General features: G+C 56.1%; 11 protein-coding genes. 4 read left to right on the top strand and 7 right to left on the bottom strand.

What is annotated here, in order from left to right; translation table 11 throughout:
• The first annotated feature begins 35 nt into the window (after window positions 1–35).
• On the top strand, window positions 36–1,256 hold the full coding sequence (gene gspF, locus LT85_RS22790) for a type II secretion system inner membrane protein GspF (RefSeq protein ID WP_038493535.1): 1,221 nt from the start codon (window positions 36–38) through the stop codon (window positions 1,254–1,256).
• 8 nt (window positions 1,257–1,264) lie between these two features.
• Window positions 1,265–1,828, top strand: a complete 564-nt coding sequence (locus tag LT85_RS22785) for a type II secretion system protein N (RefSeq protein ID WP_052135405.1) — start codon at window positions 1,265–1,267, stop codon at window positions 1,826–1,828.
• Between the two features lie 36 nt (window positions 1,829–1,864).
• On the opposite strand, the gene hslU is transcribed toward LT85_RS22785, so the two are convergent.
• The 4 genes from hslU to LT85_RS22765 form a co-directional block, all read right to left on the bottom strand.
• Window positions 1,865–3,214 (bottom strand): ATP-dependent protease ATPase subunit HslU, encoded by a 1,350-nt coding sequence (gene hslU, locus LT85_RS22780; protein ID WP_038493533.1) that lies wholly within the window; start codon window positions 3,212–3,214, stop codon window positions 1,865–1,867.
• A gap of 119 nt (window positions 3,215–3,333) precedes the next feature.
• Entirely contained in the window at window positions 3,334–3,870 is a 537-nt protein-coding gene (gene hslV / locus LT85_RS22775; protein WP_038493529.1) for an ATP-dependent protease subunit HslV, read from the bottom strand.
• Between the two features lie 210 nt (window positions 3,871–4,080).
• Window positions 4,081–5,460, bottom strand: a complete 1,380-nt coding sequence (locus LT85_RS22770) for an STAS domain-containing protein (protein WP_038493526.1) — start codon at window positions 5,458–5,460, stop codon at window positions 4,081–4,083.
• A 451-nt stretch (window positions 5,461–5,911) separates the two neighbouring features.
• Window positions 5,912–7,960, bottom strand: coding sequence for a TonB-dependent receptor (locus LT85_RS22765; RefSeq protein ID WP_038493523.1), 2,049 nt, complete (start codon window positions 7,958–7,960; stop codon window positions 5,912–5,914).
• On the opposite strand from LT85_RS22765, the gene LT85_RS22760 reads away from it, so the two are divergent.
• The gene (locus tag LT85_RS22760; RefSeq protein WP_038493520.1) at window positions 7,959–8,138 is read left to right on the top strand and encodes a hypothetical protein; all 180 of its coding nucleotides are present in this window, start codon (window positions 7,959–7,961) and stop codon (window positions 8,136–8,138) included. The genes LT85_RS22765 and LT85_RS22760 overlap by 2 nt on opposite strands.
• A 42-nt stretch (window positions 8,139–8,180) precedes the next feature.
• Here LT85_RS22760 and LT85_RS22755 read toward each other — a convergent pair whose 3' ends face one another.
• Together LT85_RS22755 and dksA are read right to left on the bottom strand one after the other, a co-directional pair.
• On the bottom strand, window positions 8,181–8,552 hold the full coding sequence (locus LT85_RS22755; RefSeq protein ID WP_038493515.1) for a hypothetical protein: 372 nt from the start codon (window positions 8,550–8,552) through the stop codon (window positions 8,181–8,183).
• 146 nt (window positions 8,553–8,698) lie between these two features.
• Entirely contained in the window at window positions 8,699–9,103 is a 405-nt protein-coding gene (gene dksA / locus LT85_RS27635; RefSeq protein WP_038497220.1) for an RNA polymerase-binding protein DksA, read from the bottom strand.
• Between the two features lie 4 nt (window positions 9,104–9,107).
• Here dksA and LT85_RS27630 point away from each other — a divergent pair, with 4 nt between their 5' ends.
• Window positions 9,108–9,740, top strand: a complete 633-nt coding sequence (locus LT85_RS27630) for a hypothetical protein (protein ID WP_172656920.1) — start codon at window positions 9,108–9,110, stop codon at window positions 9,738–9,740.
• On the opposite strand, the gene LT85_RS22745 is transcribed toward LT85_RS27630, so the two are convergent.
• Entirely contained in the window at window positions 9,720–10,775 is a 1,056-nt protein-coding gene (locus LT85_RS22745) for a CobW family GTP-binding protein (protein ID WP_038493512.1), read from the bottom strand. The genes LT85_RS27630 and LT85_RS22745 overlap by 21 nt on opposite strands.
• Between the last annotated feature and the right edge of the window lie 56 nt (window positions 10,776–10,831).

The raw sequence follows: 10,831 nt of genomic DNA, 5'->3' as shown, positions 1-10,831 counted from the left end.
GTGAATTCAAGTTGAAAAGTTAAGCGAGGAGCAGAGTGCCAGCATTTCGTTACGAAGCGGTAGATACCAGCGGCAGCACCACCAAAGGCGTGGTGAATGCGGATAGCGCCAAGGCGGCGCGGGCGGATCTGCGCGCTCAGGGTTTGCTGCCATTAACGGTAGACATCATTGCGCAACAGGTCGATGCCGCCGGCAATACGCAACGACGCGGTTTTGGCGAGCATTTGTCGACGGTCGAGATTGCCTTGTTTACGCGCCAGCTGGCCAGTCTGCTGGAAGCCAGCCTGCCGCTTGAGCAAGCCCTGACGGCGTTGCTGGAGCAGTCGGAACGCAATTATCAGCGCGATCTGATCGCCTCGATACGTTCTGAAGTCATGGGCGGCGCTTCATTGTCCAGCGCTTTAGCCGGACATCCGCGCGATTTCGCCGAGATTTACCGGGCACTGGTGGCTTCCGGCGAGCAAATCGGACAACTGTCGCGGGTGTTGTCGCGGCTGGCCGATTACATCGAACGCCGCAATTCGCTGGTGCAAAAGGTAAAGTTGGCGTTTACCTACCCGGCCATCGTGACCGTGGTGGCGTTCGTGATTGTGATTTTCCTGCTGACCTATGTGGTGCCGCAAATCGTTTCGGTATTCGCCAACACCAAGCAGAAACTACCGCTGCTGACGGTGGTGATGCTGGCGACTTCCGATTTCGTTCGCAACTATGGCTGGATCGTGCTGATCGTGGTGATTGCCCTGTTCTATGCCTGGCGCACTGCGCTCAAAAACCCCGCCACCAAGATGCGTTGGCATAAATGGTTGCTGGTCGCGCCTTTGTACGGCAAGTTCGAACGCAGCCTGAATACCGCGCGCTTCGCCAGTACGCTGGCGATCACCACCGGCTCCGGCGTGCCGATCTTGAAAGCGCTGCAAACAAGCCGCGATACCTTATCCAACGTCGCCATGCGGCAGCAGGTTGATACAGCCGCCACCAGCGTGCGCGAAGGGGTCGGTCTGGCGCGTGCGTTGGCGGCGCACAAGCATTTCCCGCCAATGCTGATCCATATGATACGTGCAGGCGAAGTCACCGGAGAACTGCCTGCCATGCTGGAACGCGCCGCCAGCGCCCAGGAGCAGGATCTGGAGCGGCGCGCCATGACCATTGCCGGCTTGCTGGAACCGGCGCTGATCCTGGCGATGGGGGTTGTGGTGTTGCTGATTGTGCTGGCTGTGCTGATGCCGATTATTGAAATCAACCAGTTGGTCCACTAGGAATAAATGTGAACGTACCGATAAGCAAAAAACTGGGCCGCCATACCAAGCGCCTGCCGGAATTCATCAGCCTGCTGCTGTTCATGTTGCTGTGCGCCTGCACGGCGTATTGGGTGATGCAATTGATCAAGCCGCCGGTGCGCCCGGTGGCTGCGCCGCCGCCAGCCGAGGATGCGCAGGTTGACGTAACGCTGGCTGCAGGCTTGTTCGGCGGCCGCGGTACAGTCACCGTCGCCAGCAACTATCAGCTGCTGGGCGTCGTCGCTGCAAAAAAAGATGGTGAAAGCGTGGCCATCCTGAGCGCCGATGGCAAACCGCCGCAGGCTGTGCGGCAGGGCAAGGAACTGTTGCCAGGAACCAGCGTAAAAGAAGTCCATGCGACTTACGTGCTGCTGTCCGAAGGTGGAGTGCTGAAGCGGGTGATGTTGCCGGAGGATGTCCGCGCCAAATCGGGTCTGGGAAACACCGCGCCACCATTGGCGACGCCGCAGATGGCGCCAATGGCCCCACAACCCGCACCAAACCAGGATTTGCCGCCGGAGCAGCCGGCGGTGCCAGTGCAGGACAAATAAATACTCCGGGGCAGAGCGGCTCTGCCCCGTATTTTGTTAAAGCACGTAACGCGACAGGTCCTCATTGACCACCAGAGCCCCCAGGCGTTGATCGACATAGGCAGCATCGATCACCATGGTTTTCTCCGTAGCGTTAGTCGCCGAGAACGAGATTTCTTCCAGCAGCTTTTCCATCACCGTGTACAAGCGGCGGGCGCCGATGTTTTCGGTTTTCTCGTTGACAGAGAAAGCGATTTCGGCCAGCCGCTGCACGCCTTCCTTGGCGAACTCCAGCGTCACCCCTTCGGTTGCCAGCAGCGCTTCATATTGCTTGGTCAGGCAGGCATCGGTGCCGGTCATGATTCTTTCGAAATCGCTGATCGACAAGGAATCGAGTTCGACCCGGATCGGAAAGCGTCCTTGCAGTTCCGGGATCAGGTCGGATGGTTTGGCCAGATGGAAAGCGCCGGAGGCGATGAACAGGATGTGATCGGTCTTGATCATGCCATACTTGGTGTTGACAGTTGTGCCTTCCACCAGCGGCAGCAGGTCGCGCTGGACGCCGGCGCGCGAAACATCGGCGCCGCCGTTTTGCGAGCGGGTGGCGATCTTGTCGATCTCGTCAAGGAACACAATACCGTTTTGCTCGACGTTACTGATGGCTTTTTGCTTCAGCTCGTCTTCATTCAACAGTTTGGCGGCTTCCTCTTCGATCAGGACTTTCATCGCATCCTTGATCTTGATCTTGCGGTTTTTCTTGCGGTTGCTACCCATCCCGGAGAACATCGACTTGATCTGCTCGGTCATTTCTTCCATGCCCGGCGGCGCCATGATTTCCATTTGCGATGCGGCTTCCGACAATTCAATCTCAATTTCCTTGTCGTCGAGCGCGCCTTCACGCAGGCGCTTGCGGAAAGTCTGGCGCGTATTGCTTCCTTTGTCTGTATTGTCGCCGTCGCCGGAACTCTGTTCAGGATGAAAGCCGAAATCACGGGCCGGCGGCACCAGGATATCGATGATGCGGTCTTCGGCAGCATCTTCGGCGCGGGTGCGGACCTTGCGCATTTCGGTTTCGCGGGTCTGCTTGATGCCGATATCGATCAGGTCGCGAATGATGGTGTCAACATCGCGTCCGACGTAGCCGACTTCAGTGAATTTGGTCGCTTCGATCTTGATGAAAGGGGCCTCCGCCAATTTCGCCAGGCGCCGCGCGATCTCAGTCTTGCCGACACCGGTAGGGCCGATCATCAGGATATTCTTGGGAGTGATTTCGTGTCGCAGCGGCTCAGCAATCTGCTGCCTGCGCCAGCGGTTACGCAGCGCAATCGCTACCGCGCGCTTGGCGCGATCCTGGCCGACTACGTGTTTATCCAGTTCTGAAACAATTTCTTGGGGTGTCATGTTCATGGTTCTTCCGCGTTTGATAGTTGAATGCGCAAGCTGGCTGCATGGTCCGGGGTGCGGACATTGATAAGCTCAAAGTAATGTTTGCGCATCACAGAATGTGTGGAATCGTGGGTGTGGAATTAATCCAGCGTTTCGATGATGTGCGACTGATTGGTATAGATGCAGAGCTCGCCGGCAATCACCAGCGATTTCTTGACGATCTCGGCGGGCGTCAGCTCGGTGTTTTCTTGCAGCGCCTTGGCTGCCGATTGTGCAAAGGTGCCGCCGGAACCGATCGCGCCGATACCGTCAGTAGGTTCCAGCACATCGCCATTGCCGGTGATTACCAGCGTGGTTTCACGGTCAGCCGTCAACAGCATGGCTTCCAGCCGGCGCAGCATGCGGTCGGTGCGCCATTCTTTGGCCAGGTCGACTGAAGCGCGCATCAGATTGCCCTGATGCTTTTCCAGTTTTGACTCAAACAGGTCGAGCAGGGTGAACGCGTCGGCAGTGCCGCCAGCGAAACCGACCAAAACTTTACCTTGATACAACTTGCGTACTTTACGGGCAGTGCCCTTCATAACGACATTGCCGAGTGTTACCTGACCATCTCCGCCCAAGGCGACGCTATTGCCGCGCCGTACTGAAAGAATGGTGGTGCCGTGAAATTGTTCCATTTTTGCAAGCCTCAGAAAATGCGGACAGAGCCGCTCATGCAGGGCGCAGGATGCTGCGGCCATGCTGCATGTGATGCAGTATCAAACGATAAATTGATGCTGTTCCGAAAAAATGGGGACGGCTGGCGTGATTACAAGCGTTTATTTTGGCCGACTCGACGCGAATCGCATTGCTATTTAATTACTGCGGAGGTCGATTTTGCTAATAAATCAATTTTTACGTGGCACAACCCGAACGATTTCCTGTATGCCTACTACTTTGAACAAGGCTGTCACCAGATGGTTGACGCTGTGAAACTCGATGACGTTACCGCTACCGACAAGTATGGACAAACCATTCAACAACTCGCCTGCAGCACTGAAATCGACCCTGACCAGGCGCGAACAATCCATGATCGCCGGACTATGGGTGATGGTGTGGGTGTGAATCTTGGTTAGCAGGTCTTCTGTGCGGCCTTCTATCAGGATTGGCATCAGCAAGCTGTTGTTGCCAGCTGCATTGGAGACCTGGCCATTGTCTTCAGCGGCGGTGATGATCTTGGTGTGCGGCGCTACAAACGGCGGTGGCGAGACTTCAAAGGTTATCGAATAGTCGATGCTTGTGTCTTCATAGGCTTGCTCAAGATTGAGCAGGTGCAGTATTTCCAGCAGCAACAGCCATGGCGCGGCGGTTTCGTCACGACGACCGACCTGCAGGATTTCACGGATCCTGTCCGCCAGCTCGTTGGCGCCGACCAGGATCAGGTCGAGTCCGGATTTTTGCAATTTTTTCAGCATGCGCAGCAACAGGCCGCAACCGATCGGATCCACCGAACTGACTCGTGTAAATTCGAGCCGCACCGCAGGATGGGTGACGCTCAGTTTTTGCGCGCGTTCAAGTTGCTTGCCGATGTTGGCATCCAGTTTCCCGGAGAACGCTACGGCCGGCGTGGAGCCGGGCTTTTCCTGATTTTTTGCCTGCGGATCGAGGGTCATGATGTCGATCCAGGTCGGCGGGGACGTTTCAAATTTATTGGCAAAATCGACGGACAGGTTATCGAATTCCTGTTGCTTGCCAGTGATCTGGTACAGGTCCAGCAGCATCCACCAGACAATATGGGTGGAGGAGCCGAGATTATCTTCGCCGATGGCATTCAACAACAGCGCTTCGGCAATGTCGTTCTGGTCGCTGGCAAAAAGTACGGCCGCCTCTTCGATGACTTCCGGCGTGTCGGAGACGGATACTTCGATGCTGCCGCTTCTGGATTGATCGTCCAGGTATTCTGTCGTGCGGCTCATCACCGGCAATGTCAGCTGGGTAGTGTTCGGTCCCTGGGTGAGCGGCGTTGTTGTCGTTGAGTCCGCCAGTGATTTCGCCGACGGCGGCAGATGAACGAACTCGGAAGACATCTCTGATTCGATGGCGTCGATCTTCATGGTGGTCGTGCTGCGTACAGCGCCATCACGTATCGTGGTCGAGTTGGTCAGCCGCTCCGGGCTTTCGCCAAACAGAACCGGCGCCTGATTGTCTGCCGCGGCTGGTAACTTGTCATCCTCCGGTGGCGTACCGTTTGGACGATTATTTTTGCCGAAGAGCGAGAAAATCCCCACGTGTTAATCCTGATAGTTAGTTGCTGTTATAGCTGCGTATGAGTAGCCGCGTTAGCTGTAATTTTATTGAAAACCGGGTTGTCAGATAAGGCCGCTTACTGTGGGGCCGGTTGCTGATTCCGCGAATTTCCAGATGCGCTTTTGTCATCGCTTTAGCCACTGCTTTTGCTGTCTTCATGGCTGCATTTTTGTTTTGAGGCTGCTCGGGCTTTTACCTGTTTCCAAGAAAAAAAGCACGATCAATCGATACCGCTAAAGGTAACACAAAGCCACCCTGGAAGTATGTCCGGAACACGCTAAGTTATGACATAAATATGTTGTGATTTTTGCATAAGGACCGTTGAAAATGGTCATCTTGCATACTCTTCCATGTCTGAAATCGGGTGGGGATTGCACTGCACAAGCTTTTTTAGACACTGGCTTTTCGGCTTTGCAATCCCGCCTGTTCAGCTTAGAACTTTGTGCGCACGCCAAGAATCAGACTACGTCCCGGCTGCGGTGCAACATCTTTCAATACCGACGTCGCCAAGCGGATATCCTGGTTGAGCAGGTTTTTGGCCAAGGCAAACCAGGTTATCTGCATTGCCCCCATCTTTTGCGTGTAGGAGATATTGGCGTCGATCTTGGTGTAGGCTGGCGTCACGCTGTGCTCAAATGTCGCCAGCCGGTCTTGCTGCTGCGCGCGCAGGATGGTCAGGCCGCTGCGCCACGGGCCTTGGGCGTAGCCGAGATCGACGCCGTAGCGGCTGGCTGGCTGCAATGGCAGATTGCCCATGTTTGTCAACCTGCCGCGTGAAGTGTCGGCAAAGCCGCGCACCGAAAAACCTTCACCAGCCAGGTTATAGCTTATTTCTGCTTCGGCGCCGCGAATGACGGCGTCAGCCTGCGACCAGAAACGTTCCGTGAATTCGCCGTGATCGTGATCATGCTCATGATCGTCTGCGGCGCCATGGTCGTGCTCGTCTACCGCCGTCTCTCCCATGCGCCCGTAAACATAATTGCGCACGTGGTTTTCGAACAGGTTGGCTTTCCATCGCACCAGGCCTGTGGTTTTCTGCAAGGTGAGTTCGATGTTGCGTGAGGTTTCCTTTTTCAAGGCTGGATCGCCGATGTCGAAAGTGGCGGTTGCTTCATGCGGACCATGCGAATACAACTCTTCCGCGGTAGGTGCGCGCTGTGCGATGGAGAGTGTCGGGCCGAAGCTGTAGCCTGGAGCGAAACGCCACAGGCCGCCGATCGAGTACGAAGCCAGGTTGAAATTGCGATCGGCCAGCTGCGCTGCGGCGTCCGGTTGACGTTTCACCGATTCCAGACGCAGGCCTGCGGTGGCGAGGATCGGACCGAAATCGCGTTCTTCGACCAGGAATGCTGCGATCGAGGTGGATTTGGTTTTAGGAACCGTATCGGGCATATTGCTTTCTGCGCCGAGCGAGGAGAAACGGGTATCGTCGCTTTGCATGCCGAAAGTGCCGCGCCATCCCGCCATCGGCTTGTGCGACAGTTCCAGCCTGGTTTCGGTCGACTGGTTGGAGAAAATCGTGTGCGCTGTACCATCTTCCCCTTTCTCCGTATGGCCGTAGTCGGTGCGACCCAGCTTGAAGCTCAATTTCTCAAAACCGGCGAATGGTTCGTCGACCTGGCCGGCGATGTCGTAGCGGGTCTGATGCAGGTCGATGAACGATTTTTCATCGGTTGGGATGCCGTAGTGGTCGTCCAGGGCGGCTGCGGAGGCGCCGATATAGCCCCAGGAAGCGATATACGAGGCACCCAGGCCGAGATTGGTCTCATGGGTAAAGGAGGTCGGTAGTCGGCGGGAAGCCGAGGTAGGGTCGTTCTGGGCCGCATTGCCGGGGATCTTGTAGTTGCCGGTATCGCGCCAGTTACCGTCCAGATGCATACCTATCGGTCCGGCGGAACCTTCCAGCATGACAGAGGTGCTTTTGCCGTTGTCGACGCTGCTATAGCGGGCTTCGGCTTCGCCGCTGACCTCCTTTTGCAGTTGTGTCGGGATACGGTCGTTGACCACATTGACCAGGCCGCCGATGGCGCCCGAACCATACAGCAGTGCAGCCGGGCCGCGCAGGATTTCAATTTGACGGGCCAGCGTGGCTTCGCTGGCGACCGCATGATCATCGGACAGGCTGGAGACGTCGGCGACCGACATGCCGTTTTGCAGAATCTTGACGCGCGGACCGCCCATGCCACGGATGATCGGTCGGGAAGCGCCAGCGCCAAAACCAGATGCGGACACGCCGAGTTCCTGCGCCAGTGTGTCGCCCAGCGAGGTGCCGGTCTTGTTACGTAGTTCTGCTCCTGACAATACTTTTGTCGGATTCAGGATTTGGGTGTCGGCACTGGCGTTGAACGGGCTGGCGGTGACTACGACGGGCGACAGGGCGCCGGCCTGCTCGGCGATTTCGGTTTGGGCGGATGCGGCAGACGACAAAACGGCCAGCGCGGACAGGACCGCGCTGGATAAGAGCGTACGTTGGACAAACATGATAATTCCTAGACAGGTAACGGCCGTCGACCTTGAGATCGATGCGTCAGCAATGCGCGAGGGTGCTACGCCGGTTGCTTACGGTCCCACGCAACGTGAATCGTGCGGGACGGCGGACAGCCAGGCATGGCTAGCGCGCTATCGGTCGGGCATGATCCCGGGCGACGGCAATAAATGATGTGATGCTTCGGGATGAGCGAAGCCGGTAAATGGCGTCCTGTCAGGAGCGGGGTGGAGCGCGGGATGAAAAGTGGCAAGTGAATGGTGCATCCCAAGAGGCGAATGCCTGCCATAGGGCCAGTAGATGTTTACCTGGCAATGGCGGTAGTGCTGGCGGCGCCGAGTATATCGCTGCTGCCAAGGTGGCGTCGTCGAATGCCGCGCAGGAATGATGTGCTTTGCCGCCGCCTTCGATGGCGCGCTCAATGACCGACGTAATGTGCGTCAGGTGAGTCTCGGACTTGTTTTCCCAGGCCGCATGGACAATGCTGTGTGTCAGCCCCAGCCATTGGGCGAACAGGATCGCAAACACCAGCACTGGCGCCAGGGCGGCATGCCGGAGGTGTCTTGAGCGGGTTGGCTGGGCTTGCATCGAGAGTCTGGATAAAGCAAACGGCGGTGAATCAGGCGTAACAATCCGACGACAGGGAGGCTATCTGCTGCGCGCCTGCGTTATCTGCAGGAATTCATCCTTGCAGCGTTCGCAGGCATTTGCGTTATCGGGACCGCTGGCGAGACTCAGTCGCCGTAAAGTTTCTGCTTCAGTTCGCGGCGTTGCTGCGCTTCCAGCGACAAGGTTGCCGTCGGCCGCGCCAACAAGCGTGGAATGCCGATTGGTTCGCCGGTTTCTTCGCACCAGCCGTATTCACCGGCGTCGATCGATGCGATCGATTGCTGTACTTTTTTCAGCAATTTGCGTTCGCGGTCGCGGGTGCGCAATTCCAGTGCATGCTCTTCTTCGATCGTGGCGCGGTCCGCAGGATCCGGCACCAGGACCGTTTCACGCAGATGTTCCGTGGTTTCTCCTGCGTTCTTGAGCAGGTCGATTTCTAACTGCTGCAAACGTGCCTTGAAGAATGCCAGTTGGGCCTCATTCATGTAGTCCTTTTCGCTCATCTTTAAGATTTGCTCTTCGGTCAACAGAGTGATGGAATCAGAGGTTGGTTTGGTTGTTTTAGTAGCCACTTCGCTTGCTTTCGATACGACGTTTTTTTCAATTTTATCCGTTGATCCGGTACCAGGCTTACTGCTGGTGTTGCTGGCGCTGGCGCCGGATCTGGCCGTTGGGGAATTCAGTTTCTTTGTAGCAGAACTACTGGTTTTCACCGCTGTATTACCCGTTACTTCATTACGGATTACCTTATTGCGTGTTTCCTTGTCGGCTGCAGGATCGGATCTTGTTGCAGTCACCGTTTTCTTGGCTAAGGATTTTACAACAGGTTTGGGACTGGGTTTGGCAACTTTGGAAACTGCCTTGGCCGCAGTTGCCGTAGGGGGCTCAGTTTTCCGCGGTGCCGTGGCGGCAAGTTTTGCCTGCTTTTCCGTCGCCTTTGCGCTGCTGCCGGTCTTTCCTGCGGCGGCAGGAGCCTGGCCCGATTCACGGGCTTGGCTCGACGACGTCGATTTCCCCAGCGAGACCGTCGCTTTGGCGGCGGTCTTTTTATCGGTCAGGTTCATGGTCCTCTCCCTTAATCAGCGGCCAAAGGAAGATGCTATTGGCCTGCTATCCAGTGATTTCCCAGCGCAAAACTGCCATAGTTTATACCAAACATTGCTCTAAACCGCGAATAAAGATGTCTTTCGGCAGATTCTTGCCGATGAAGACCATTTTACTGCCACGTGTCTCATTTGCATCCCATTTGCCGCCGACATCGCTGCCCATGATTTGATGCACGCCTTGAAACACTACCTTGCGGTCGGCGCCATCCATCAACAATACGCCTTTGTAGCGCAGCATGCGCGGTCCATATACTTGCACCAGGCTGCCGAGGAATTCATCCAGGCGCGCAGTATCGAAAGGTCTTTCACTTTTGAACACAAAAGCGGCGATTTCATCGTCATGGTGAGCATGGTGATGGTTGTGATGATGGTCGTGGCTATCGTGCTGGTGGGACGGATGGTCGCAATCGTCGCCGGCATGCTCGTGATCGTGCTCTTCTGTTGCCAAAAAATCAGGATCGATTTCCAGCTTGGCGTTGAGATTGAAGCCGCGGATATCCAGGATTTCTTCAATCGGAGTGTGTTGTGGATCGAGCGTGATGATCGGCGCACGCGGATTGATGCGTTTCAGGCGGCTGTTCAGGGCGGCTACCTCTTCCGAGCTGACTAGGTCGGTTTTGGAGAGCAGCAATTTGTCGGCAAAACCAACTTGCCGTTGTGCTTCTTCCTGCTGATCCAGCTGCATCATTGCATGTTTGGCATCGACCACGGTGACGATGGCGTCCAGCATGAAGTGCATCGCCACCTCGTCGTCGACAAAGAAGGTTTGCGCGACCGGTCCCGGATTGGCCATGCCGGTGGTCTCAATGATGACTCTGTCAAAATTCAGTTCGCCCGCAGTGCGGCGGTGCGCCAGATTGGTCAGGGCAACGATCAGGTCGCCGCGTACGGTGCAGCAAATGCAGCCGTTGTTCATTTCAACGATTTGCTCGGTGCTATCCTGCACCAGGATTTCATTATCAATATTTTCCTGGCCGAACTCGTTTTCGATCACGGCGATTTTATGGCTGTGCTGCTGTTGCAGAATGCGGTTCAGCAAAGTGGTTTTTCCGGCGCCGAGGAAGCCGGTCAGGATAGTAGTAGGTATAAGTGCCATGGCAGTTCGGAAAATTAGAAATAAAAGGGGACCGGCCGGCAGATCAATACATTTCT

This window comes from Collimonas arenae, assembly GCF_000786695.1.
GTDB classification, from domain to species: domain Bacteria; phylum Pseudomonadota; class Gammaproteobacteria; order Burkholderiales; family Burkholderiaceae_D; genus Collimonas; species Collimonas arenae_A.
This window is presented reverse-complemented; position numbering and strand designations above follow the sequence as displayed.